The organism is Pseudomonas macauensis, assembly GCF_047902425.1.
GTDB lineage: Bacteria > Pseudomonadota > Gammaproteobacteria > Pseudomonadales > Pseudomonadaceae > Pseudomonas.
Genome location: NZ_CP138377.1, coordinates 4,389,499 through 4,414,442 on the forward strand (window position 1 = coordinate 4,389,499; position 24,944 = coordinate 4,414,442).

At 65.5% G+C, this 24,944-nt stretch carries 24 protein-coding genes; 9 read left to right on the forward strand and 15 right to left on the reverse strand.

The window, feature by feature from the left end; genetic code table 11:
* Positions 1-19 precede the first annotated feature (19 nt).
* The 4 genes from SD196_RS20045 to SD196_RS20060 form a co-directional block, all read right to left on the reverse strand.
* Entirely contained in the window at positions 20-154 is a 135-nt protein-coding gene (locus tag SD196_RS20045; protein WP_275608141.1) for a PA1414 family protein, read from the reverse strand.
* Positions 155-331: 177 nt separating this feature from the next.
* Positions 332-1,255, reverse strand: coding sequence for a DMT family transporter (locus SD196_RS20050; RefSeq protein ID WP_331317012.1), 924 nt, complete (start codon positions 1,253-1,255; stop codon positions 332-334).
* A gap of 171 nt (positions 1,256-1,426) precedes the next feature.
* Positions 1,427-2,524: an extracellular solute-binding protein gene (locus SD196_RS20055; RefSeq protein WP_416310595.1), complete on the reverse strand. Its 1,098-nt coding sequence runs from the start codon at positions 2,522-2,524 to the stop codon at positions 1,427-1,429.
* 84 nt (positions 2,525-2,608) lie between these two features.
* Positions 2,609-3,649: a histone deacetylase family protein gene (locus tag SD196_RS20060; RefSeq protein WP_275608144.1), complete on the reverse strand. Its 1,041-nt coding sequence runs from the start codon at positions 3,647-3,649 to the stop codon at positions 2,609-2,611.
* 254 nt (positions 3,650-3,903) lie between these two features.
* Between SD196_RS20060 and SD196_RS20065 the strand changes: the two genes are divergently transcribed.
* From SD196_RS20065 to SD196_RS20075, 3 genes are all read left to right on the forward strand, one after another.
* Complete coding sequence (locus SD196_RS20065; protein WP_416310596.1) at positions 3,904-6,321, forward strand: DUF3772 domain-containing protein; 2,418 nt, start codon at positions 3,904-3,906, stop codon at positions 6,319-6,321.
* A 178-nt stretch (positions 6,322-6,499) separates the two neighbouring features.
* A complete protein-coding gene (locus SD196_RS20070) occupies positions 6,500-7,066 on the forward strand; it encodes a hypothetical protein (protein WP_331317006.1) in 567 nt (188 codons plus the stop codon).
* A 91-nt stretch (positions 7,067-7,157) separates the two neighbouring features.
* Positions 7,158-7,553, forward strand: coding sequence for a VOC family protein (locus SD196_RS20075; protein ID WP_343572490.1), 396 nt, complete (start codon positions 7,158-7,160; stop codon positions 7,551-7,553).
* A 4-nt stretch (positions 7,554-7,557) separates the two neighbouring features.
* Here SD196_RS20075 and SD196_RS20080 read toward each other — a convergent pair whose 3' ends face one another.
* The 4 genes from SD196_RS20080 to SD196_RS20095 all read right to left on the reverse strand — a co-directional run bounded on the left by SD196_RS20080 (position 7,558) and on the right by SD196_RS20095 (position 11,274).
* A complete protein-coding gene (locus SD196_RS20080; protein WP_343572487.1) occupies positions 7,558-7,770 on the reverse strand; it encodes a DUF3079 domain-containing protein in 213 nt (70 codons plus the stop codon).
* 132 nt (positions 7,771-7,902) lie between these two features.
* Positions 7,903-8,922: an AraC family transcriptional regulator gene (locus SD196_RS20085; RefSeq protein WP_275608149.1), complete on the reverse strand. Its 1,020-nt coding sequence runs from the start codon at positions 8,920-8,922 to the stop codon at positions 7,903-7,905.
* Between the two features lie 210 nt (positions 8,923-9,132).
* Positions 9,133-10,314, reverse strand: coding sequence for a vWA domain-containing protein (locus SD196_RS20090; protein ID WP_416310597.1), 1,182 nt, complete (start codon positions 10,312-10,314; stop codon positions 9,133-9,135).
* Between the two features lie 114 nt (positions 10,315-10,428).
* Positions 10,429-11,274: an AAA family ATPase gene (locus SD196_RS20095; protein ID WP_015476360.1), complete on the reverse strand. Its 846-nt coding sequence runs from the start codon at positions 11,272-11,274 to the stop codon at positions 10,429-10,431.
* 298 nt (positions 11,275-11,572) lie between these two features.
* Here SD196_RS20095 and cysK point away from each other — a divergent pair, with 298 nt between their 5' ends.
* From cysK to SD196_RS20110, 3 genes are all read left to right on the forward strand, one after another.
* Positions 11,573-12,547, forward strand: a complete 975-nt coding sequence (gene cysK, locus SD196_RS20100) for a cysteine synthase A (RefSeq protein ID WP_331316997.1) — start codon at positions 11,573-11,575, stop codon at positions 12,545-12,547.
* A gap of 210 nt (positions 12,548-12,757) precedes the next feature.
* Entirely contained in the window at positions 12,758-13,852 is a 1,095-nt protein-coding gene (locus tag SD196_RS20105) for a polyamine ABC transporter substrate-binding protein (protein ID WP_275608151.1), read from the forward strand.
* A 444-nt stretch (positions 13,853-14,296) separates the two neighbouring features.
* Positions 14,297-15,202 carry a DMT family transporter gene (locus SD196_RS20110; protein ID WP_331316993.1) on the forward strand — a complete coding sequence of 302 codons (906 nt, stop codon included), beginning with the start codon at positions 14,297-14,299 and terminating at the stop codon, positions 15,200-15,202.
* Positions 15,203-15,250: 48 nt separating this feature from the next.
* Here the strand turns inward: SD196_RS20110 and SD196_RS20115 are convergent, their stop codons facing one another.
* Positions 15,251-16,156 (reverse strand): DMT family transporter, encoded by a 906-nt coding sequence (locus tag SD196_RS20115; RefSeq protein ID WP_275608153.1) that lies wholly within the window; start codon positions 16,154-16,156, stop codon positions 15,251-15,253.
* 85 nt (positions 16,157-16,241) lie between these two features.
* Positions 16,242-16,739: a GNAT family N-acetyltransferase gene (locus tag SD196_RS20120; RefSeq protein ID WP_275608154.1), complete on the reverse strand. Its 498-nt coding sequence runs from the start codon at positions 16,737-16,739 to the stop codon at positions 16,242-16,244.
* Positions 16,740-16,905: 166 nt separating this feature from the next.
* Here SD196_RS20120 and aceK point away from each other — a divergent pair, with 166 nt between their 5' ends.
* Positions 16,906-18,642 carry a bifunctional isocitrate dehydrogenase kinase/phosphatase gene (gene aceK / locus SD196_RS20125; protein ID WP_275608155.1) on the forward strand — a complete coding sequence of 579 codons (1,737 nt, stop codon included), beginning with the start codon at positions 16,906-16,908 and terminating at the stop codon, positions 18,640-18,642.
* Positions 18,643-18,870: 228 nt separating this feature from the next.
* Here aceK and SD196_RS20130 read toward each other — a convergent pair whose 3' ends face one another.
* The 4 genes from SD196_RS20130 to SD196_RS20145 form a co-directional block, all read right to left on the reverse strand.
* The gene (locus SD196_RS20130; RefSeq protein ID WP_275608157.1) at positions 18,871-19,395 is read right to left on the reverse strand and encodes a DUF2937 family protein; all 525 of its coding nucleotides are present in this window, start codon (positions 19,393-19,395) and stop codon (positions 18,871-18,873) included.
* 112 nt (positions 19,396-19,507) lie between these two features.
* Positions 19,508-20,281 (reverse strand): class II glutamine amidotransferase, encoded by a 774-nt coding sequence (locus tag SD196_RS20135; protein ID WP_275608158.1) that lies wholly within the window; start codon positions 20,279-20,281, stop codon positions 19,508-19,510.
* Between the two features lie 3 nt (positions 20,282-20,284).
* The gene (locus tag SD196_RS20140; protein ID WP_275608159.1) at positions 20,285-20,731 is read right to left on the reverse strand and encodes an HIT family protein; all 447 of its coding nucleotides are present in this window, start codon (positions 20,729-20,731) and stop codon (positions 20,285-20,287) included.
* A 66-nt stretch (positions 20,732-20,797) separates the two neighbouring features.
* Positions 20,798-21,268 carry an MFS transporter gene (locus SD196_RS20145; protein ID WP_275608160.1) on the reverse strand — a complete coding sequence of 157 codons (471 nt, stop codon included), beginning with the start codon at positions 21,266-21,268 and terminating at the stop codon, positions 20,798-20,800.
* A gap of 101 nt (positions 21,269-21,369) precedes the next feature.
* Between SD196_RS20145 and SD196_RS20150 the strand changes: the two genes are divergently transcribed.
* Positions 21,370-23,430 carry a S9 family peptidase gene (locus SD196_RS20150; RefSeq protein ID WP_275608161.1) on the forward strand — a complete coding sequence of 687 codons (2,061 nt, stop codon included), beginning with the start codon at positions 21,370-21,372 and terminating at the stop codon, positions 23,428-23,430.
* Between the two features lie 107 nt (positions 23,431-23,537).
* On the opposite strand, the gene SD196_RS20155 is transcribed toward SD196_RS20150, so the two are convergent.
* Complete coding sequence (locus SD196_RS20155; RefSeq protein WP_416310598.1) at positions 23,538-23,987, reverse strand: YcgN family cysteine cluster protein; 450 nt, start codon at positions 23,985-23,987, stop codon at positions 23,538-23,540.
* 265 nt (positions 23,988-24,252) lie between these two features.
* Here SD196_RS20155 and SD196_RS20160 point away from each other — a divergent pair, with 265 nt between their 5' ends.
* Positions 24,253-24,846 (forward strand): nitroreductase family protein, encoded by a 594-nt coding sequence (locus SD196_RS20160; protein WP_331316983.1) that lies wholly within the window; start codon positions 24,253-24,255, stop codon positions 24,844-24,846.
* Positions 24,847-24,944: the final 98 nt, after the last annotated feature.

The window sequence follows — 24,944 nt, forward strand, 5'->3', positions numbered from 1 at the left end:
CAGCGGTAGGCAGGCGCGATCAGTAGCGCCGGCGCTGCTCCATCAGGCGACGCTGCTCGTCGCTGCGGATGGGGATGGGTTGCAAACGTGGAGGCTCGATCAGTCCGAGCGTGACAGCCAGTTTCCACGCGATGCCTTGCAGCCAGACTTTCATGGGATGCCTCCTCATTCCAATTCGGGTCGGGCGGCCCGTTACCACCATGGACCGCCCTGGGAAAGAATAGCTCGGCGTCCCACTCTCCGCCCGCGCTACTCATTCCTTGATACAAAGCCTATCGGTTACCGCCGGATCGGCGCCTGACCTGAATCAACAGCGCGACACATCCGCCGCTCATCGACGACGCAGCTTGCTGCGTATCCACTGTTCACTGCTGACCAGGGTGATGCCGGCCAGCACCAGCACCGCACCGCCGACGAAGTTCAGGCTCAGCGGCTCACCCAGGATCAGCACGCCGAAGGCGATGCCGAACATCGGCGTCATGAAGGAGAACACCGACAGATTCGACGCCAGGTAACGGCGCAGCAGCCAGAACCAGCAGAAGTAGCTGAAGAACGACACCACCACGCCCTGGAACAGCACGCTACCCACGCTCATCGCCGTGAAGCTGACCTCGTGGGTCTTGCCCAGCGCCAGCGCGGTGAGCGGCAACAGCAGAGCGGCGGCGAACATCTGGTAGAACAGCGTCAGGCTCGGCGGCGCCTCGGACAGGCGCGTCGTACGCACTGCCACCGTGGTCATGCCCCAGGACAGCCCGGCGAGCACGCCCAGGGCGTCGCCGAGCAGCATGCGGCTGTCCATCCCCGCGAGGTCGAAACCGCCGCCGAAGCACAGCAGGATGCCCCCGAAGCACACCGCGATGCCCAGCCACTGCAGGCGCCGCAGGCGCTCGCTGGGCAGCAGGAAATGCAGGGCCAGCGCGGAGAAGATCGGCGCCGTGTAGAGGAACACCGCCATGTGCGAAGCAGAGGTGTAGACCAGCCCCTGGGCGATGAAGAAGAACTCCGCGGCGCACAGCACCCCGGCCAGCATACCGCCCTTGAGGGTGCCCTGGCGCAAGCCTTCCCAGCCACCGCGCCAGCACATCAGCAACGCCAGCAACACGGCGGCGATCGCGTTGCGCCCGAAGGCCTGCATGATCGGCGCGATGTCCGGCGCGGCCAGCTTCACCGCGACCTGCTGGATGCCCCAGATAACGCACAGGCCGGTCATCGTCTGGATGGCGAACGCATCGGCGTTCTTGCGTTCGGGAATCATGGGCGCCTCCGGGCGGCGGCGCGGTCGACAGTCGGACTGGGCATGGCAAGGCTCGTCAGTGAGAAGGGAACGTCCTGGGAAAATCGGCGGCAATGAACGTCCGCCGATTATTCCAGTTCCAGGCAGCTCACTGCCAATGAAAACCCGCTGTCCAGCCAGCCGCGAACGACATCACTTGCCCGACTTCACCTGGCTCCAGGTACGGGTGCGGATGCGCTCAAGCTTCTGCGGCAGCGGCTCCACCGAGTACAGGCGGGCCTGCACCTCGGCGCTCGGGTAGACATTGGGGTTGTCGCGCAACTCCGCCGAGATCAGCTTGTCCGCTTCCTGGTTGGGGTTGGCGTAGGCCACGTAGTCGGAGATCGGCGCCACCACTTCCGGGCGCAGCAGGTAGTTGAGGAAGGCATGGGCCTGCTCGACGTTCTTCGAGTCCTTCGGAATCGCCAGCACGTCGAACCAGGCCGCCGCGCCTTCCTTGGGAATGCGGTACTCGATCCTGATGCCATTCTTGGCTTCCTTGGCACGGTTGGCCGCCTGCATCGCGCCGCCGGACCAGGCCAGGGCCACGCAGACGTCGCCGTTGGCGAGGTCGGTGACGAACTTCGAGGAGCTGAAATAGGTGATGTTCGGACGCAGTTGCATCAGCAGCGCCTCGGCCTTCTTGTAATCCTCGGGATTACGGCTGTTGGGCGACAGGCCCAGGTAGTGCAGCACCTGCGGGATCACCTCGGTGGGCGAGTCGAGGAAGGCCACGCCACAGGACTTCAGCTTGGCCAGGTTCTCGGGCTTGAACACCAGGTCCCAGGAGTCCACCGGGGCATTGTCGCCGAGCACGGCCTTGACCTTGTCGACGTTGTAGGCGATGCCATTGGTGCCCCACATGTAGGGCATCACGTACTGGTTGCCCGGGTCCTTGCTCTCCAGCACTTTCAGCAGCGCGGGGTTGAGATTCTTCCAGTTCGGCAGCTTGCTCTTGTCCAGCGGCTGGAACACGCCGGCCTTCAGGTAATTGGGCAGGAAGCCATCGCTGGGCACCACCACGTCATAGCCGGAATGGCCGGAGAGCAGCTTGGCCTCCAGCACTTCGTTGCTGTCGTAGACGTCGTACTTCGGCGTAATGCCGGTGTCGGCCTGGAAGCCCTTCAAGGTGTCCGGGCCGATGTAGTCGAACCAGTTGTAGATGCGCACTTCCGGCGCGGCACTGGCGGCGCAGGCAGTGGCGAGGGTGGCCGCGGCGAGCAGGCCGCGCAGCGCGTTATTCTTGTTCATGTCCTTCCCCAGGTGATGCGCCCGCGCAAAGGTTCGCGAGCCAAAATGCAACCGGGCGGACTGTCGTCCGCCCGGTTGTGTCTGTCAACGTGCGTTGGCCTCAAAGCCTTGCAGCACGTTCACCGCGTTGACGCCGATGGCCTCGACCGCGTAACCGCCTTCCATGATGAACAGGGTCGGGATACCCATTGCGGCGATGCGCTCGCCCATGCGCAGGTAGTCCGGGCTGTCCAGCTTGAACTGGGAGATCGGGTCGTCCTTGTAGGTGTCCACGCCCAGGGAGACCACCACCGCGTCCGGCGCGTAGGCGGCGATCTTGCGGCAGGCGTCTTCCAGCGCGGCTGACCAGCCATCCCAGCCAGTGCCGTGGGCGAGCGGGTAGTTGTGGTTGTAGCCTTCGCCGGCGCCTTCGCCGTGCTCGTCGGCGTGGCCGAGGAAGTACGGGTACTCCACCAGCGGGTCGCCATGGATCGAGGCGAACAGCACGTCATTGCGGCGGTAGAAGATGTCCTGAGTGCCGTTGCCGTGGTGGTAGTCCACATCGAGGATGGCCACGCGCTTGGCGCCCTGGTCGAGGAACGCCTGGCTGACGATGGCGGCGTTGTTCAGGAAGCAGTAACCGCCCATGAAGTCGCTACCGGCGTGGTGACCCGGCGGACGGCACAGACCGAAGGCCATGTTGGCACCCTGGCGCATGTGGTCCTGGGCGGTCAGCGCGACCTGCGCCGAGCTGTAGATGGCCTGCCAGGTACCGGCGGTAATCGGCGCCTCGGTGTCGAAGCTGTAATGGCCCAGCTCGCCCATCAGTGCGGTGGGGATCGGACCGTCACGGCGCAGGCGGCGGCCCGGGAAGGTGGTGGAAACCAGGTCGCCGGTGTGGCCTTCGGCCGCCCAGCGGGCCCAGGCGCCCTTGAGGAATTCGACGTAACGGGTGTTGTGGGTGCGCAGGATCGGCTCGAGGCCGAAGTCCTTCGGCGCGATGACTTCGCCGAGGTTCTGCGACTTCACGCGGGCCAGCACGGTGTCCGCGCGGCTGGGCATTTCGAAGCAGGGCTGGAGTTTGCCGTCGACCAGTTCGGACTGGCCGAAGTGCAGGCGGTGATCGTCGCTGTAGACCGTGAGCATGAGAGTAGACCTCGCAGGATTCTTGTTCTCGGGTGGCAGGATTCTGCCCAGCCTGGGCACGGCGCAGAACAGCGTGAGCGGCCAAAAGGGGATCGATATGGCCAGAATTTGTGACCCTTAACTAACCATATCCACCGACAGTTCACCACGAAACCCTCCCCCGGAGCACCCCGCCTCGCTATGCTTCAGGGAATTGCCACGGCGGGAACCGGTCTACCTCCGGTATCACGCCATGACCAGCGGATGGGGGGAAGATGCGCAAAACCATCGCACGGGCATGCTGCCATGCCCTGTTGGCACTGATGTTGTCGCTGGCCGGCGCCACCGCCGCGCTGGCGGGCGAGCCAGGCACGACGACGCCAGCCTCCGCCTTCGAGCTGCCGGACCTCCCCGACGAGGCGAGCCTGGATCAGTTGAGTGAGCGTCTGGAGCTGATTCGCCAGCGCGTTTCCGCCGACAGCGACGACAGCCTGCTGGCCTCCTTGCGCCAGGCCGCGCTGCAGGTCCAGCTACGCGCGGAACAGAGCGCGGGCGACCTCAGCACCCGCTTGGCGCGCACCGGGGATCAGCTCAAGGTACTCGGTCCGGAAGTCGCCGGCGAAGCGGACAACCTCACCCGCCAGCGTAATGACCTGCTGGCGGAACAGAAGCAACTGACCAATCAGGTACAGCGCGTCAACCAGGTGGACAGCGCCGCCCAGGACCTCGCCGCGCAGATCGTCAACCTGCGCCGCAGCCAACTCAACTCACAGATCGCCACGCGCTCCCCGCCCCCCTTCAGCCCGCGTTTCTGGTCCAACCTGATCCGCCCCACCGACGACGACCTGGCGCGTCTGAGCGCCGTCCACGCCCAGGTGGCCGACAGCCTCGCCGAGGCCTGGCAGCCCGGGAACCGCGCGCCCTTCATCGTCTGCCTGATCGCCGCCGCGTTGCTCTGGATACCGGGCCGGCGCCTGCTGGAAGGATTGCTGACCAAGGCGATGATCCGCTGGATTCCCGTCGGCCGCCTGCGGCGCAGCGCCCTGGCCCTGTCGGTGAGCCTGGCGACCATCGTCACCCTGGGTGGCGGCGCAGCGCTGATCCGCGAAGGCCTGGACTGGCACGAACAGCTCGGCGGCAACATGTCCAACCTGGCGGACCAACTGCTGGCTCTGGTGATTTTCTGCACCTTCACCGCGGGCCTTGGCCGTGGCCTGCTGGCGGTGCAGCGTCCGTCCTGGCGCCTGCCCGACCTGCCCGACCCGGTGGCCAAGTCCCTATCGCACTTCCCCTGGCTGATGGCCTGGCTGCTCCTGCTGCTGGGCACCCAGGAGCGCCTGAACAGCGCCAGCGGCGCCAGCCTCGCCCTGACCGCCGCGGTCAACGGCATCACCGCGCTGGCCACTGCGGTGCTGTTCGCCGCTGCGCTGTACGGCTACCGCCGCAGCAGCCGCGAAACAAACTACGAAGCCTCCCCGCTCACCAGCGTGCTGGTGATGGCGATCCTGCTTACGGTGCTGCTGATCCTGCTCGCCCTGTTCAGCGGCTACCTCTCGCTGGCCTACTTCCTTGCCGGCAAGCTGCTCTGGGCCAGCGTGATCTGCGCCAGCGGCTACCTGCTGACCGCCCTGTTCGGCGACCTCTGCGAGGCCCTGCTGTCGCCCAAGCACCCTATCGGCGAGCGCCTGGCGCAGAACCTCGGGGTCAACCCGCAGCACCAGGCGCAATTCACCACGCTGCTGACCGGCACGGGCCGCACCCTGCTGGTGCTGACGACTCTGCTGGTGGCCTTCTCCACTTCCGGCACCAGTCCGGGCGAGCTGCTGCAAGGCCTGGTGCAACTGGTGAAAAGCGGCCAGTCGCTGGGCCGCCTGAACATCGTCCCGCAGGACATCCTGCTGGCCCTGGCGACGCTCGCCGGCGGCCTGTTCGGCCTGCGTCTGCTCAAGCGCTGGCTGGCCGACGAGCTGCTGCCGGAAACCAGCATGGACGTAGGCATGCGCGCCTCCCTGGTGACCCTGGTCGGCTACATCGGCATGGTCATCCTGGTGCTGCTGGTGCTCTCGGCCCTGCGCATCAACCTCACCAGCCTGACCTGGGTGGTCAGCGCCCTGTCGGTGGGCATCGGCTTCGGCCTGCAGGCCATCGTGCAGAACTTCATCTCCGGCCTGATCCTGCTCACCGAGCGCCCGGTGAAGGTCGGCGACTGGGTCAGCCTGACCGGCGGAGTGGAAGGCGATATCCGCCGGATCAACGTGCGCGCCACGGAAATCCAGATGTCCGACCAGTCCACGGTGATCGTTCCCAACTCGCAGTTCATCTCGCAGAACGTGCGCAACGTAACCATGAGCAACGCGCTGGGTGTGGTCAGCATCAGCCTGACGCTGCCGCTGGATACCGACGTGCTGAAAGTCCGCGAGGTGCTGCTGGGCGCCTTCGCCGAGCATGAGTCGATCACCGCCACGCCGGCCACCTCGGTGACCTTCAAGGAACTCGGCGCAACCGGGCTGACCCTGGGGGTGTCGGGCTACGTGAACAGCCCGCGTGCGGTGGCGACCGCACGCAGCGACCTGCTGTTCACCATCCTCGGGCGCCTGCGCGAGCTGGGCATCCCGCTGTCCTCGCCGCAGAGCCTGGTGCTGCAGCAACCTCTGCCGGTCCCGGAGCAGCCGCTGCAGAAGACCGAGGAATGAGGTCGGCGGTCACGTCTGCGCAAGGTCTTCGCACAAGCCCGCGCCTGACCGTCAACAAGCGACGGCGCGCCCCGTGCAACCGGGCGCGCCAGCGCGCACAAATCGTTCATCTACCAGTCATCACTTCGTTACAAACGCTGGCGAAACTCCCTGGCTTTCAACCTGGGGAGGTAAACCGATGTTCAACAACAACCTATACAAAGCCGCATCCATCGCCCTGCTCGTCGCCGGCCTGGGTGCCTGCGCCATGCAGCCGCCGGTCGCCAGCAAGGAAGTCACGCCGAACAATGATGACTGGTACCTGGTGCGCACCGACGAGACCCTCTACCTGTTCGACGACGCCAACGTCTACCGCGACTACCTGGTGACAGGCAAAACCACCTACACCAAGGACGTGGGCGAGAAGGACAAGTTCGGCCAGAACCTGGTCCTGGTCGTACGCGCCGAAGATAAGGACAAGGACGCGAAGAAGATCGCCTCCTACCAGTTCTACAAGCAGAGCCTGCCGCCGGCAGCCGGCTTCTACGGCGAAATCCGCAAGGATGGCGTGATCTACGTGGCCCAGCGCTACGGCGACATGGTCGACATGAACGGTCTGGGCGAGCCGATCTTCCGCCACACCGAGATCGCCAGCGGCCCCAACGGCGAGCGCGTGGTCTACCTGATGCAGAAGGAAGAATCCAAGCCGGTCGCCCTGATCGCCAAGTTCCAGAAGATCTACGGCATCACCCCGGCCAAGGGCTGATCCGACAGCCGCATCCGGCCCGACCAGGGGCCGGATGCAGGCTTTGCAGGGGCCTAGACTCTGCCCATGGGCATCCGTAACGGAGGCGACCATGAGCGTAGAACTGGATCACCTGCTGGTACCCGCCGCCGACAAGCTGGCCGCGGCACGGCAACTCGCGGAACTGCTGGACGCACCCTGGGCGCGCGAAGGCGTCGGCCCGTTCGTGCCGGTATTCGTCAATTCGGGACTGACCCTGGATTTCGACCAGTGGGAAGAACCCTTCCCCCGCCTGCACTTCTGCTTCCGGGTCAGCGACGCGGAATTCGATGCGATCCTCGCGCGTCTGCGCGACGCCGGCATCGCCTGGCGCAGCCGGGTACACGGGCCGGTGGATCATCAGGTCGACACGGAAAACGGCGGACGCATCCTCTACTGGAACGAGCCGGACGGCCACCAGTGGGAAATCCTCACCGTCAGTTATGCCCGCCAGGACGGCGCAGCATGAGGCGCTAGCTGGAAGGCTCCAGCTGCACGGCAATCTTCTCCGGCACCTCGATATTCCAGTCACCGAACTGGTACCAGTCGTCACCGAGCATTTCGGCCGGGTGCATGGTGCGGTCCGCGCCGTTGCCGCAGGCCAGGTTGGTGGACGGGCAATAACGGTCGCAGCCCCAGCAGATGCGCTCGGGGTGCGGTGGATTGAGGGGGAATTTCTTGGCCATGGTCAGACCCTCGGGGTTTCCTTGTGGGGCTCCTGAAGGCTATGCCTGTCGGACTGGCCTACTCCTTGATCTGCGACAAATCCGCACGGATTTCAGGCACAGCCTTTGTGCACGGCTTTTATGCACAGTTTTCTATGCACGGAAGTGGCTCGGCGGCTGGCCGCTCCAGCGCTGGAAGGCGTGGCGCAGACTGGCGGTTTCGCTGAAGCCAAGCTCCTCGGCGATGCGGTAGATCGGCATGTCGCCGTCCTGCAGCAGTTCCTTGGCACGGGCGAAGCGCAGTTCGTCGAGCAGTTGCTGGTAACTGGTCTGCTGTTGCTGCAGGTGGCGGCGCAGGCTGCGCGAGGAGCAGTTGAGCCGGCGCGCCAGCTCTTCCAGGCCCGGCGGCTCCTGCAGGCGTTCGCCGAGGATCGCGCGGACCTTGTCCAGCCAGGCGCGGCGGGCGGCCAGGTCGATGTTCTGGCGGCGGCACTGTTCCAGCATCTCGCGATGGGTCACGGCGTCGGCCAGGGGCAGGCGCATCTCCAGCCAGGAGGCCGGGAAGCCAATGGCGCTGCGTTTGCAGCCGAAGCCCAGTTGGCAGCCGAACAGGGTGGCATAGGCGGCGCGGCGGTCCTCGGGGCCGTCATAGTCGAACTCGGCGCGCACCAGTGGCAGCGGCTGGCCGAGCAGGTCGGCACAGGCCACCTTCAGCGAGCCCAGGCACAGCTCGGTATTGAACGGCCGCATCGATTCGGTTTCGCCATAGCCGGTGGCGCTCAGCCAGGCCATGTCGCCCTCCACTTCCAGCGCCAGGTGGAAGTAGGTGCCCAGCAGCACCGGGTAGCTCAGGCCGATGCGCAGCGCCTCGCCCAGGGTCGGTGCGGAAAGCAGCGCGTAGCCGAGCAGGCCGTAGGCGGTGATCCGCGTGCGCACGCCCAGGCGCAGGCCCAGGGCGGGCTCGCCGGCGAGGTTCTGCACGTTGACGAACACCTGCTGTTCCTGCCACGGGCTGACCAGCCGACGTAGGTCGAGCAGGTCGTCGCCGGTGATGCCGCTGCCTTCCAGGATCGACTCGCGGCTGTGCCCTTCCGACTCCATCAGCGCGACGGTCAGCGAGGTCATGTGCAGGGAGTTGAGCCAGGTCGAGCGGGAGAAGGTCAGCGGATTCATGTCATGCCCAGGGTAGACGCAATGGCGTGCCCGTTGCGTGTTACCGCGACGGGCGCAGCTCAGGGGCAGGCAAGTTACGTGCCGGCCACCCAGCGTGGCCGGATCGATCCCCGTGCAACGGGGTCTTCGACGTACAACGGGGCGCTTGGCGCCCCGACGGAAGGTTACCTTTGCGGACACCGGAACGGTGCATATGCACCGTTTCGGTACTCAACCACGGGAGAGGAAGCGCATGCCCTCTTCCAGGCCGCTCAGGGTCAGCGGGTACATCTGTTCCTTCACCAGCTCGCGGACAAGGCCCGTGGAGGCGGTGTAGTTCCAGGTGTCCTTCGGATACGGGTTGATCCAGATGAGCTTCTTGTACTTCTCCATGAAGCGCTGCATCCAGACGTAGCCGGCCTCCTCGTTCCAGTGCTCAACGCTGCCGCCGGCCTGGGTGATCTCGTAGGGCGCCATGGCGGCGTCGCCGACGAACACCACCTTGTAGTCCGGCCCGTACTTGTGCAGCAGGTCGAAGGTGGCGGTGCGCTCGCTGCTGCGACGCAGATTGTTCTTCCACACCGACTCGTAGATGAAGTTGTGGAAGTAGAAATATTCGAGATGCTTGAACTCGGTCTTGCAGGCCGAGAACAGTTCCTCGCAGACCTTCACGTGGGCATCCATGGAGCCGCCGATATCCAGCAGCAGCAGGAGCTTCACGGTATTGCGGCGCTCGGGACGCATCTGGATGTTGAGCAGGCCGGCATCCTTGGCGGTGTGGTCGATGGTACCGTCGATGTCCAGCTCTTCCGCCGCGCCCTCGCGGGCGAACTTGCGCAGGCGGCGCAGGGCGATCTTGATGTTGCGCGTGCCCAGCTCGACCTGGTCGTCGAGGTTCTTGTACTCGCGCTGGTCCCAGACCTTGGCGGCCTTGCCCTGGCGCTTGCCGGCGTCGCCGACGCGGATGCCCTCGGGGTTGAAACCGCCAGAGCCGAACGGGCTGGTGCCGCCGGTGCCGATCCACTTGTTGCCGCCGGCGTGGCGTTCCTTCTGCTCCTCGAGGCGCTTCTTGAACTCCTCGATGAGCTTGTCCAGGCCGCCGAGGGACTGGATCTGCGCGCGTTCCTCGTCGGTCAGCAGGCGCTCGAATTCCTTGCGCAGCCACTCTTCGGGGATCAGCGCCTTCAAGTGGTCGTCGAGCTTTTCCAGGCCCTTGAAGTAGGCGCCGAAGGCCCGGTCGAACTTATCGAAATGGCGCTCGTCCTTCACCATGATGGTGCGGGCGAGGTAGTAGAACTCGTCCACATCGGCGAACACGACGCGGTGCTTGAGCGCATCGATCAGGTCGAGCAGCTCGCGCACCGACACCGGCACCTTGGCCGCGCGCATTTCGTTGAACAGGTTGAGCAGCATGGCTGCATCCTCTCGTGGAGCATGTGCTCTTCTGTAGGAGCGAGCTTGCTCGCGAACCCGGCGAAGCAAAGAGCTTCGCGAGCAAGCTCGCTCCTACGAGAGCAAATCCGGTAATCAGCGACTGGCGCGGCGGCTCATGAAGGCGAGGCGTTCAAGCAGCTGCACATCCTGCTCGTTCTTCACCAAGGCGCCAGCCAGCGGCGGGATGGCCTTGGTGGGATCGCGCTCGCGCAGCACCGCTTCGCCGATATTGTCGGCCATCAGCAGCTTCAGCCAGTCCACCAGCTCGGAGGTGGAAGGCTTCTTCTTCAGACCCGGCACCTTGCGCACGTCGAAGAAGATGTCCAGCGCCTCGCTGACCAGCGTGCCGCTGATCTTCGGGTAGTGCACATCGACAATCTTCTGCAGGGTTTCGCGGTCGGGGAAGGCGATGTAATGGAAGAAGCAGCGGCGCAGGAAGGCGTCCGGCAGCTCCTTCTCGTTGTTGGAGGTGATGATGATGATCGGGCGCTGCTTGGCCTTGATGGTCTCGTTGGTCTCGTAAACGAAGAACTCCATCTTGTCGAGTTCCTGCAGCAGGTCGTTGGGGAACTCGATGTCGGCCTTGTCGATCTCGTCGATCAGCAGGATCACACGCTCTTCGGCCTCGAAGGCCTCCCAGAGCTTGCCCTTCTTGATGTAGTTGCGCACGTCGTGAACCTTGTCCACGCCCAGCTGCGAGTCGCGCAGGCGGCTGACCGCGTCGTACTCGTACAGGCCCTGGTGGGCCTTGGTGGTGGACTTGATATGCCAGGTGATCAACTTGGCGCCGAAGGACTCCGCCAGCTGCTCGGCCAGCATGGTCTTGCCGGTGCCCGGCTCACCCTTCACCAGCAGCGGACGCTGCAGGGTGATGGCGGCGTTGACCGCCAGCTTGAGGTCGTCGGTGGCGACGTAGGACTGAGTGCCTTCGAACTTCATCGGGAAATCCTCGAACGGTAGCGGCCGGGCCTGGCCCGGGCGGAGAGGTGCGTTTGGGAGACTGCGACTATAACGCGCATGGCGCTCGACTGTGAACGCAGGACGGGCATTCAGTCACTGAATGCCCGGTCACCGCGCGCCCGGCCATTTCTCGCCAGGCGCCGCCTCCCGGAGATCCATTGAGGCCCGTTCCAGCCACCGCGGCGACCGATCTTTCCGCCGGTTCTGCGTCTGGACGCAGAGGCGGGCTGGGAATAGGCTTTCGGGTCTACTCAAGAGCGACAAGGACTCTCTCCCCATGAGCCGCATCTACGCAGACAACGCGCAGTCCATCGGCAACACGCCGCTGGTCCAGATCAATCGCATCGCCCCGCGCGGCGTCACCATTCTGGCCAAGATCGAAGGGCGCAATCCCGGCTACTCGGTGAAGTGCCGGATCGGCGCCAACATGATCTGGGATGCCGAGTCGAGCGGACGCCTCAAGTCGGGCATGACCATCGTCGAGCCGACCTCCGGCAACACCGGTATCGGCCTGGCCTTCGTCGCCGCCGCCCGTGGCTACAAGCTGGTGCTGACCATGCCTTCCTCCATGAGCCTGGAACGTCGCAAGGTGCTCAAGGCCCTTGGCGCCGAACTGGTGCTGACCGAACCGGCCAAGGGCATGAAGGGCGCCATCGCCAAGGCCGAGGAAATCGTCGCCGGCGACCCAGCCCGCTACTTCATGCCGGCGCAGTTCGACAACCCGGCGAACCCGGCGATCCACGAGAAGACCACCGGCCCGGAAATCTGGAACGACACCGATGGCGCGGTGGACGTGCTGGTGGCCGGCGTCGGCACCGGCGGCACCATTACCGGCGTATCGCGCTTCATCAAGAACACCAAGGGTAAGCCGATCCTCGCGGTGGCCGTGGAGCCGGTCAGCTCGCCGGTGATCAGCCAGACCCTGGCCGGTGAAGAAGTCAAACCCAGTCCGCACAAGATCCAGGGCATCGGCGCCGGCTTCGTGCCGAAGAACCTCGACCTGTCGCTGGTGGACCGCGTCGCCACCATCGCCGATGACGACGCCAAGGCCATGGCCCTGCGCCTGATGCAGGAAGAAGGCATCCTCTGCGGCATCTCCAGCGGCGCCGCCATGGCCGCCGCGGTGAAACTGGCCGAGGAGCCGAACATGCAGGGCAAGACCATCGTGGTCATCCTGCCCGACTCGGGCGAGCGCTACCTGTCGAGCATGCTGTTCGACGGCATGTTCGACGAGCAGGACCTGGTCCAGTAAGACGCCTGCGCCCCACTCCGGGGCGGTTTCCCCTGCTCGTTCCGACGCGGTGCGAGCAGGGTCATGCGTGGCTGTCTGCGGACCCGCAAGCAGCCACCGCCCCTCGCCATGTTCCGGCAAAACGGTTAATTCTTGCGCAGCCCGTCACAACTGCCGACCGCACAAAGCGGACGGCGCCGGGCATCCCGCACCGCCGTCAGGAACACAAGAATGAAAATTTCCTCCCCGTTGCTCTCTACCCTCGCGCTTTCCCTCGCCGTGTCCGCAGGCGCCGCCCAGGCCGACACCGTGAAGATCTACAACTGGTCCGAATACATCGCCCCGGAAACCGTGCCGAACTTCACCAAGGAAACCGGCATCCAGGCGACCTATGACGTCTACGACAGCAACGAGACCCTCGACGGCAAGCTGATGACCGGCAAGTCCGGCTACGACGTCGTCTTCCCGTCCAACCACTTCATGGCCAAGCAGATCCAGGCCGGCGCACTGAAGAAGCTGGACAAGAGCCAGCTGCCGAACTGGAAGAACCTCAACCCGGTGCTGATGAAGGCGCTGGAAGTGAACGACCCGGGCAACGAGCACGGCTTCCCCTACCTGTGGGGCACCACCGGCATCGGCTACAACCCGGCGAAGATCAAGGAAGCGCTGGGCGACAACGCACCGATCGACTCCTGGGACATCTTCTTCAAGCCCGAGTACATGGAGAAGCTGGCCAAGTGCGGCGTCGCGGTGCTGGACAACGGTCCGGAGCTGCTGCCGATCACCCTGAACTACCTGGGCCTGCCGCACCACAGCCAGAAGCAGGACGACTACAAGCAGGCCGAGGCAGCGCTGCTCAAGGTGCGTCCGTACATCCGCTACTTCCACTCCTCCAAGTACGTCAGCGACCTGGCCAACGGCGAGATCTGCATGGTGGTCGGCTTCTCCGGCGACATCCTGCAGGCCGCCACCCGCGCCAAGGAAGCCAAGAACGGCGTGGAAATCCAGTACTCCACCCCGAAGGAAGGCTCGCCGCTGTGGTTCGACATGGTCGCCATGCCGGCCGATGCGCCCGACGAGAAGGCCGCCTACGCCTTCATGAACTACCTGCTGCGTCCGGAAGTGATGGCTGGCGTCAGCAACTCGGTGCACTACGCCAACGGCAACCTGGCCGCCGATCCGCTGGTGGACGCGGCGATCAAGGCCGACCCGGCGATCTACCCGCCGCAGGACAAGATGGCCAAGCTGTTCGCCCTCGAATCCATGCCGCAGAAGATCGATCGCTTGCGCACCCGCATCTGGAACACCATCAAGACCGGCAAGTAAGCGTCAGCCTTGCCCCTGCAACGCGCGGCTTCGGCCGCGCGTTGTCGTTTCTGTCGCAGGAGTCGCGCTTTGCCGCACGACTCGCGCAGAACTCGCCAGCGTCGATCCAGACCGCTATAGTCAGCCCACGCAGCGCAGTTGCTGCCCCACTGAACAGGTTTCCATCCATGTCCCGATACCCGTTGCCCGATCCGGCAATCATCGCTGCAGCCTCCCCGGCCCGCGGCGCGGGTATGGGTGCGGCCTGCCCTCCCCCTCCTGTCGTCGCCATCGCGTCGCCTCCGCCTCCCGGCGCGGCCTCTCCGCCGCCCGGCGTGAGCGTCTGACGCCCACGCATCACGCGTATTCCAACACCCGGCTTGCCGCGCTCATCTGACGCGGCGCCCGGTTTGTGGCTGGCCGCCTGAAGGCCGGCCGTGATCTGCCTGACGACAGGTAAATGGCATGATTTCGTTCAATCGTTCGTCCCTGGCCGCCCTGGCCAGCACCTCGCTCTTCGTGCTGCTGTGGAGCAGCGCCGCCATCATCAGCAAATGGGGCCTGGCCCACGCATCCCCGATGGTGTTCCTCATCGCCCGCTTCAGCACCGCGCTGGTGGCGCTGCTGATACTCTCGCCGCTGATCGGCCTGCGTTGGCCGCGCGAACGCAAGCAGGTGCGCCATGCCGTGCTCACTGGCTTGGTAATGCTCGGCATCTACCCGATCTTCTACCTGATGGCGCTGGACCTGCACGTCACCCCCGGGGTCATCGCCACCGTGCTCGGCGTACAGCCGATGCTCACCAGCTTCCTGCTCGAACGCCGACATTCGGCCACCCGCCTGGGCGGCCTCGCACTGGGGCTGATCGGACTGGTGATGGTGGTCTACCAGAGCATCGGGCTGTCGGGCCTGACCTTCGCCGGACTGGCCTGCTCCCTGCTGGCGCTGCTATCGATCACCGGCGGTTCGATCCTGCAGAAGAACATCCGCGAGAACCCACTGGGCACCCTGCCCCTGCAGTACATCGCCGGGCTGACCCTGTGCCTGGCCGTGGCGCCCTTCCAGCCGCTGCATGTGGAGTGGAATGCCGCGTTCATCCTCAGTGCGCTGTGGATGGGGCTGATGGTCTCGGTGCTGGCCACCGTGCTGCTCTACCGGATGATCGCGGCGGGCAACCTGGTGAACGTCACCAGCCTGTTCTACCTGGTGCCGGCGGTCACGGCACTGATGGACTACGGGGTGTTCGGCAACCGCCTGTCCGCCCTGGGCCTGCTGGGGATGGGGCTGATCGTGCTGGGGTTGATGCTGGTGTTCCGCCAGCAGGCGCCAGTGCGGGCCGCAGAGACAACGCAGGCGGTGGATAACGGCTAACCGAGCACGAAAACCGGAGGCGGGGATGACTCCTCGCCTCCGGCTGAATCAACTGGCAGTTTCCACCTTCGGCACCGGCGCCGGCCGCAGCACCAGCCAAAGCGCCACGGCAATCAGCAGCCCACCCTGCAGGTGCGCCCAGGACAGCGACTCGTCCAGCAACAGCGCGCCCCAGAGCACGCCGAACAACGGAATGAGGAAGGTCACCGTCATGGTCTTCAGCGGGCCGATACTGGCCAGCAGGCGGAAATACAGGACATAGGCGAAGGACGTGCAGAGGAAACCCAACCCGGCCAACGCCAGAACCACCTTCGGCTCCAGCAGCGGCGCCAGCGGCATATCCAGGCTGGTGCCGAGGAAGAACGGTAGCAGGCACAGCGTTGCGCCGATCTGGCTGCCCAGGGCGGACACGCCGAAGTCCAGACCACCCTGATCATTGATCCAGCGCTTGGTGATGAACCCGGCAAAGCCGTAGCAGGTGGTCGCCACCAGGCAGGCAGCAGCCCCCCACAGCACGGCGGCGTCCAGCGGCACCGGGCCGGCCCCTGTCAGCACCGCCACGCCCGCAAGGCCAAGCAGCACGCCCAGCGCCTTGGAGCCGGTCAGCGACTCACCGAAGAACAGCGAACCGATCAGAACACCCATCAGCGGCGTGGTGGCATTGAAGATCGCCGAATAGCCCGCCGGCAAGACCCGCGCCGCCAGGCTGTACATCAGCACCGGAATGCCCGAGCTGATCACCCCGATCAGCAGGATGCGCCCGAACTTGCCCCGGAAGTCCCAGCGCGTGCGCAGTACCAGCAGGATCACCACCAGCCCGACGGCGGAGAGAAAGACGCGGAAGAACGCGGTCGGCATCACCCCGATGGCGGGCACCAATTGGCGCATGAACAGGAAGCTGGCACCCCAGATGGCAGCCAGCCCGAGCAGGTTCAAGAGTGCGGCGGGACTCATCGCGAACGGCTCCTTGGCGTGGGAGTCACCAGACTACGCCGCTGGCGGATCGGGTCCACCCGCAGCTGACTTTCAAATCCCATGTTCAGCTCCTGCGCAGGCGCGCCATGCTCAGCACATCGACAAAGGCGCCGTCGCGGAAGGCGTAGTCTCGCAATTCGCCCTCCACCTCGAAGCCGAACTTGCGGTACAGCGCGATGGCCGGCTGGTTGTCGGTGTAGACCGTCAGTTCCACGCGACGCAGGTTCATCCAGTTGTCGGCGACCTCCAGCAGCTCCGCCAGCAGCCGCGTCCCGAGGCCGCGACCCTGCCAGGCGACCGCCACCCCCATGCCGATGGCGCCACAATGGCTGCGGCGCACGCGCGGGGACTGTTCCAGACTGGCGCTACCGACTACTTCGTCCTGGTGCAGCGCCACCAGGGTTACCTGGCGCTCGCTGTCCTGGCTCAGCCGTTTGCGCCACAGCTCCGGCGCCTGGTAAGGCATCTGCAGCACCTGACGGGCCACAGCGGGGTCGTTGTAGAGGGCGGTCAGCCCGTTGATGTGCTGCTCCGTGCAGCGTTCGATGCGGAGGGTGTCCATCGTGGCGGCTCCTTGCCATGGCATCTACCAAAGGCTCTTAATCTAAAGGAACAAGGGCAGCCCAGCATACGCAACTTGCCCCGGGCCGAGCGGTACGAATTCGCCCTTTCGTTCCCCGTTGTGCGTGGCTAAGCTCGCTGCACCAAGACTCCGCAGAGGCGCTCCCATGGCTCAGCACTGGCCGGCGACCGAGATCGCGACCCTGATCCTCGAAGGCTTCGACGACTACCGCGCACGCTTCCACCAGATCACCGACGGAGCGCCTGCGCGCTTCGAGCAGGCGCTCTGGCAGGAGGCGCAGCGGGCCTCGACGGAGCGCATCAACCTGTACGAGGAAAAGGTCGCCGAGACCGTGGAACGCCTGACCCGCACCATGGCCCACATCGACCTGGTGGACGTGGAACGCTGGCCGATCGCCAAGAGCGCCTACATCACCCTGATCGACCCGCGGCTGGACGACGAGCTGGCGGAGACCTGGTTCAACTCGATCTTCTGCGGCCTGTTCAGCCACGACAACATCAGCGACGGCACCATGTTCGTGCACACCACCCGGCCGTCCCTGCGCGCCCACGCCCGCGACCCGCACACCCGCCTGTACCGGCCCGCTGGCCACCTGCGCCATACCCTGGAGCAGATCTTCGACGACTACCGCTTCGCCGTGGACTACGACGACCGCGAGCGCGACCTGGAGCGCATCGACAGCCTGCTGCGTGCCAGCCTGCCGGACTGGGTGTGCAAGGACCCGACGCTCACCGTCGAGCTGATCGGCTCGGTGTTCTACCGCAACAAGGGCGCCTACCTGGTGGGCCGCCTGTTCACCCCGGACGAGCAGTGGCCGCTGGTGTTCCCGCTGGTGCACCACGAAGGGCGCGGCATCCAGTTCGACACGGTGATCACCGACGAAGCGGAAGTCTCGATCATCTTCTCCTTCACCCGTTCCTACTTCATGGTCGATGCGCCGGTGCCGGCCGAGCTGGTGGCCTTCCTCAAGCGCCTGCTGCCGGGCAAGCACATCGCCGAGCTGTACACCTCCATCGGCTTCTACAAGCAGGGCAAGAGCGAGTTCTACCGCGCGCTGATCAACCACCTGGCGACCACCGACGACCTGTTCGTCATGGCCCCCGGCGTGCGCGGCATGGTGATGAGCGTGTTCACCCTGCCGGGCTTCAACGTGGTGTTCAAGATCATCAAGGACAACTTCAACCCGGCCAAGACCGTGGACCACGCCACGGTGATCCAGAAGTACCAGCTGGTGAAGAACCACGACCGCGTCGGCCGCCTGGCCGACACCCAGCAGTTCGCCGACTTCCGCTTCCCGGTGCGCAAGTTCCACCCGGACTGCCTTGCCGAACTGCTGGAGGTGGCGCCCTCCACCGTGGTGCTGGAAGACGACGTGGTGCTGATCCGCCATTGCTGGACCGAGCGCCGCATGACCCCGCTGAACATCTACCTGGAGCACGCCACCGAGGCGCAGGTGGAGGAAGCCCTGAACGACTATGGCCTGGCGATCAAGCAACTGGCGGCGGCGAACATCTTCCCCGGCGACATGCTGCTGAAGAACTTCGGCGTCACCCGCCACGGCCGCGTGGTGTTCTACGACTACGACGAGATCAGCTACCTGACCGAGGTGAACTTCCGCCACATCCCGCCGCCGCGCTACGAGGAGGACGAGATGTCCTCCGAACCCTGGTATTCAGTGGGGCCGATGGACGTATTCCCGGAGGAGTTCCCGCGCTTCCTGTTCGTCGACCTGAAGCAGCGCCGGCTGTTCGCCCGGCTGCACGGTAACCTGTTCGACGCGGATTACTGGAAGGGTTTGCAGGAACAGATTCGCGCGGGGAAAGTAATCGACGTGTTCCCCTATCGCCGGCACGAGTCGCCGGAGGAAGCGCTGGCGCGCTAGCCGCGGCAGGGAAGAGCAAAAGCTTCGCGGATAAGATCCGCTCCTACGAAGAGCGGGCAGCGCGCTTTCCGGCGATTGTAGGAGCGGACCTTGTCCGCGAAATCCATCGCGGAAGAATCCGTCCTCACAGGAAAAACCCTGGGCATTGCGCCTGCGTACCGCCCGCGATTCGCTACAGAGCGGAACCTATCGCGGACGAAGTCCGCTCCTACGACAAGCCCTCAGGCATCAGTTCCAATGCCGGCGCGATGCACGGCGGTTGTCGCCCAGACCGACCAACGCCACCAGCGATGCCATCAGCACCTCGGCGATCCACGCCAGCACCAGGCCACCGGCCAGGCCCCAGCCAATCGCCTCGGGCTCCAGCACCACCTGGTAGCGGTAGTTCGCGTACGTCTCCTGCAGCAGCTCGGCATTCGGCGCCAGCACCATGTGCCAGGCGCGCTGGAACCAGCTGCCCTGCATGGCACGCCACTCGTTATCGAACAACTGGGCGCGGCGCAACAGACGCTCGATGTTGTCGGCATCACGCTGGAATATCGGGTCGGGGCTGCCGCGATAATGCGCCACCAGCGCATTCAGATCGCCCTTGAAGAATTGCCCGGAGGTGTCCTTGAAGCCTTGCAGCGCCTGGGCGGCCTCGATGCGATGGGCGTCGATGCGCTGGGTGTAGTCCTTGATGAAGCCCGGCACCTGTACCGCCACCATCAGGCCCAGCGCGAACAGCACCATGCGAATGTAGCTGCGCAACATCTTCTCCCCCTTCGTTCTTGTCTTATTGGAATCGCCCCCAAGGCGCTGCCGATTGTCGGCGAAGGCGCCCGCCGGGTCCGGGCCTGCGTCGCACGGATGCGCGCAAGTCGCGTCAGATACGTCCCTGGTCGACGATCTCGCCGCGCCACCAGAGCATCCACTCGCCGCCCTGCATCAGGGTCCAGTTCTCGTTGTCGGTCAGCGGCTCGGTGGCGATCACCGTCACCACGTCGTCGGGCGTGGTTTCGGACTGGAAGTCGACGGTCAGGTCGGCATCCTTCAGGCGCGCCGGGCCGAACGGTGCGCGGCGGGTAATCCAGGCCAGCTTGCTGCTGCAGAAGGTGAACAGCCAGTCCCCGTCGCTGAGCAGGCAGTTGAACACGCCCTGTTCACGATAGGACGCGCAGGCGCGGACCAGCGTCGGCAGCAGAACCTCCACCGGCACCGGTTCAGGGAAGGCGCGGCGCACACGGTTGAGCAGGTCGCAGAAGGCCGCCTCGCTGTCGGTGTCGCCCACCGGGCGGTACAGCCCCGGCTCGGGATGGAAATCGGCGAGCTGGCCGTTGTGGGCGAAGGTCCAGTAGCGCCCGCCCATCTCGCGCACGAAGGGGTGCGTATTGGACAGGCAGACCTTGCCGACGTTGGCCTGGCGAATGTGGCCGATCACCGTTTCGCTCTTGATCGGGTAGCGCTGCACCAGGCGCGCCACTTCCGAGTCGATGCTCGCCGACGGATCCTGGAACAGGCGCACCCCGCGTCCTTCGTAGAAAGCAATGCCCCAGCCGTCACGGTGCGGACCGGTGCCGCCGCCGCGCTGCATCAGCCCGGTGAAGCTGAACACGATGTCCGTCGGGACGTTGGCGCTCATACCGAGCAACTCGCACATGAATCAGTTCTCCTCCAACAGTGCCTCGCGCAGCTGATGAAGCTCGCGTTCCAGGCGATTGTGCATCCTGCGCCGCCCCAGCGGCAGGAAACGTGTGAGCAAGCGCAGCACCATGGCCGGCAGATCGTTCAACTCACGCGGAATCAGGTGCAGGTGAAAATGTGGGACATGCTGGTTGGCCGCAGGGCCATCGTTGACCAGCAGGTTGATGCCGATCCGGCCGTAACCGGCCCGGCGCAGTACACGCTGCATGCGATCGGCCAGCGGCATCAGGTTCTGCTGCGCGCCTTCCGAAAGCTGGTGCAGGAAAGTCACGTGCTCCCGTGCCACCACCAGCAGATGCGCGGGCCGCAGCGGGTAGATATCCAGCAGCACGATGAAATGCTCGTCTTCGCAGAGAACGTGGGCCGGCACGCGACCGGCCGCGATGGCGCAGAACACGCAGTCCATGGGAACTCCTCGAAAGGCCGTTCAGTTCATGCTGGACGCGTGTCGGTCAGGACGCAAGGCGCGATTCTACAGGCGCGGCTCGATACGCATGCGGCGGTCGCCGCGCTCGTCGGTGCGGGTATCCACGTCGGGCATCAGCTCCGGCTGCATCAGCTTGCGCAGGGTCGGCTCGTCTTCCGGCGCCGGTGTCTTGCGGCGATTCTTCAGCGCCCGCTCGATGGGCCAGCGAACCAGCACGAACAGCAGGTAAACGCCGAACGCCGCCAGCAGCACCAGCGCAAGGTCCGAGACCGCGCGCCAGGCGTTGTTGCCAACCTTGAACACCACGTCCAGCGCGGTGATGGCGATGGCCGGGGCGTACAGGTTGTTCGCCGGGTCCACCGGGGTCGGGGTGAACAGCAGCACGATGACGATCACCCGCAGGGGTTCGCGCAGCCAGCGCCACATCCAGCCGGTCATCAGGAACCAGACCAGAGTCAGGCCGAGGCCGGCACCCAGATAGGCGCCCCAGGCGATCAGGTAATCGTGTTCGTTCATGCGCGTACGTGCGATAGCGGCAGAGGGGGGCTTATGATAGCCGCTTTTCCCCATGGGTGCGCAGCCGGGCGTCATCCATGCCCGCCACGTAAGGAGTCGCCATGACCGACCGTCAGCCCCCCATCGCCCGCCGCGAGGCCGCCGCCGATCCCTATGCCTGGCTGGAAAACCGCGATGCCGAAGACGTCCTCGACTATCTGAAAGCGGAAAATGCCTACCTTGAGGATCAGCTTCTTCCTCAGACGAAATTGCGCGAAACGCTGTTCCAGGAGATCAAAGGACGCATCCGCGAAACCGACCTGTCGCTGCCCACGCCCTGGGGCCCCTGGCTGTACTACCAGCGCACCACCGCCGGCGACGAGTACCCGCGCCATTACCGCTGTCCGCGTCCGGCCGACGGCTCGCTGACGGTGGATGAAGCCGCCGAGCAACTGCTGCTCGATCCCAACGCCCTGGCCGGCGACGGCTTCCTGTCGGTCGGCGCCTTCAGCATCAGTCCCGATCATTCGAAACTGGCCTACAGCCTGGATACCAGCGGCGACGAGATCTACACCCTCTACGTGAAGGAGTTGGCCGACGGCAGCGTCACCGTCCTGCCCTTCGAGGACTGCGACGGCAGCCTGACCTGGGCCAACGACAACCGCACCCTGTTCTTCGGCGAGCTGGACGACACCCACCGCCCGCACAAGCTGTACCGCCATCGCCTGGGCGAGAGCGGTGCGGAACAGGTCTTCGAGGAGCGCGACGGGCGTTTCTTCCTGCACTGCTACCGCGCCAGCTCCGAGCGCCAGCTGATCCTTCTGCTGGGCAGCAAGACCACCAGCGAAGCCTGGGTACTGGACGCCAACACCCCTGACGGCGACTTCGTCTGCCTGGCACCGCGCGAGGAAGACCACGAGTACTACCCCGACCACGGCCGCCTGAACGGGGAATGGGCCTGGCTGATCCGCAGCAACCAGGAAGGCATCAACTACGCCCTCTATCACGCCAGCGAAGCACAACCGACCCGCGAACACTGGCAGACGCTGATCGCACACCGCGACGAGGTGATGCTCGAAGGCCTCACCCTGAGCGCCAGCGCCCTGACCCTGAGCCTGCGCGAAGGTGGCCTGCCGATCGTCGAGGTGCAGCCGCAGGACCAACCGGCACACCGCGTGCAACTGCCCGACGCCGCCTACAACCTCTACGTGCAGGACAGCCTGGAGTTCGACAGCCCGGTGATCCGCCTGCGCTATGAGGCGCTCAACCGCCCGGCGCAGATTCGCCAGCTGGAGCTTTCCAGCGGCGAACAGAAGGTACTGAAGGAAACCCCGGTGGAAGGCCCGTTCGACGCCGACGCCTACGAGAGCCGCCGTCTCTGGGCCACCGCCGCCGACGGCGTGCAGGTGCCGATCAGCCTCGTCGGCCGCCGCGACGTGCTGGAAAACATCGCCCGCGGCCAGCCCGCGCCGCTCTACCTCTATGGCTACGGCGCCTACGGCGAAAGCCTCGACCCCTGGTTCTCCCACGCCCGCCTGAGCCTGCTGGAGCGCGGTTTCATCTTCGCCATCGCCCATGTGCGCGGCGGCGGCGAGCTGGGCGAAGCCTGGTACCGCGCCGGCAAGCTTGCATACAAACAGAACACCTTCAGCGACTTCATCGCCTGCGCCGAACACCTGCTGGCCCAGGGCTACAGCAGCCCGGCGCAGTTGGCCATCAGCGGCGGCAGCGCCGGCGGCCTGCTGATCGGCGCGGTACTCAACCAGCGCCCGCAGCTGTTCGCCGCCGCCATTGCCGAGGTGCCCTTCGTCGACGTGCTCAACAGCATGCTCAACCCCGACCTGCCGCTGACCGTCACCGAATACGACGAATGGGGCAACCCGGAGGAACCGGAGGTCTACGCCCGTATCCGCGCCTACGCGCCCTACGAGAACGTCAGCGCCCAGGACTATCCCGCGCTGCTGGCGGTGGCCGGCTACAACGACAGCCGCGTGCAGTACTGGGAGGCGGCCAAGTGGGTGGCGAAGCTGCGGGTCAGCAAGACCGACGACAACCTGCTGCTGCTCAAGACCGACCTGGGCGCCGGCCACGGCGGCATGAGCGGCCGCTACCAGGGGTTGAAGGACGTGGCGCTGGAGTACGCCTTCCTGTTCAAGGTGCTGGGCATCGAAGGCAATCGCTGATGCTCTACACCTGCCCGTGCTGCGGCTACTTCAGTTTCGGCGACCCGCCGGGGTCGTCAGGGTCGGCTGGCGTTTCGACATGAGCCGCGCTGCCGCGCTGAGCGAGATCAGCCGGCGCGGAAGATCAGGTGCTCTTCCCAGTCGTCTTCGGCCACAGAGCCCTCGGCAAGCATGCGGCCGGACTGGGAGATACGTTCGTGGTGCACGGCATCGGGGTCGCCACAGACCAGGTGGTGCCACAGCGGCAGGTCCTTGCCCTCGGAGACCAGGCGATAGCCGCAGGTCGGCGGCAGCCACTGGAACTCGTTGGCCTGGGCCGGCGTGAGCTGGATGCAGTCGGGCACCGTGGCATGGCGGTTGGCGTAGTCGGTGCAGCGGCAGGTCTTCAGGTCCAGCAGTTTGCAGGCGATGCGCGTGTAGTAGACGCTGCCGTCGTCCTCGTCTTCCAGCTTCTGCAGGCAGCACAGGCCGCACCCGTCGCACAGCGACTCCCACTCGTCCTGATCGAGCTGGTCGAGGGTCTTGCGTTTCCAGAAGGGTTCGACTTTGGCGGCCATTTTTTGTACAGGGGCTGTTTCACGGGGCGCAAAGTCTAAGCCCGTGGAGCCTCCAGGCCAAGCGCAGGCGACCATTGACCGCGAGGTGCTTGCCAGAGCGCGCCGCGCTGGTTAGTTTGAGCGCGCCACGGGCCCGGTCCGCCTGCTCCCCACCAGAGCCGCGCGACCTGTCAGCTGCCGAGCGCAGCCACGCCGCCCGTTCCCACCGCGATGCCCGGCCGTCCACGGCACCATCGGCATATCCCAAGCAGTCACAGGAGCCACCATGAGCGCCAATCCCCGCGTTGCCGAGCACCCCATCGACCCGCAGTTCATCAATCGCTGGTCGCCCCGCGCCTTCAGCGGCGAAGCCATTCCCGAGGCCACCCTGCTGAGCTTCATCGAAGCGGCACGCTGGGCGCCCTCCTCGTTCAACTCGCAGCCCTGGCGCTTCCTCTACGCGCGCCGCGACACGCCGAACTGGCAGCGCTATCTGAACCTGCTGGGCGAATTCAACCGCGGCTGGGCGCAGAACGCCTCGGCGCTGGTGGTCGTGCTGTCCAAGACCACCTTCGCTCCGCCCGGCTCGACCGAAGAGAAACCGGCGCTCTGGCACAGCTTCGACACCGGCTCGGCCTGGGGCTACCTGGCGCTGCAGGCGAGCCTGGCCGGCTGGCACACCCACGGCATGGCTGGTTTCGACCGCGATCTGGCGCGTAGCGAGCTGAAGGTGCCGGCGGACCATGAAATCCACGCGGTGATCGCCATCGGCAAGCTGGGCGACAAGTCGATCCTCTCCGAGAGCCTGCAGGCCCGCGAAGTGCCCAACGCCCGCCGCCCGCTGGCGGAAATAGTCGCCGAGGGCGATTTCTCGCTCTGAATGCTTTTCGTAGGAGCGAGCTTGCTCGCGAACAGGCACATCACAGTGCCATGCGCTTCGCGAGCAAGCTCGCTCCTACCAGAGCCAAAGAAAAAGGC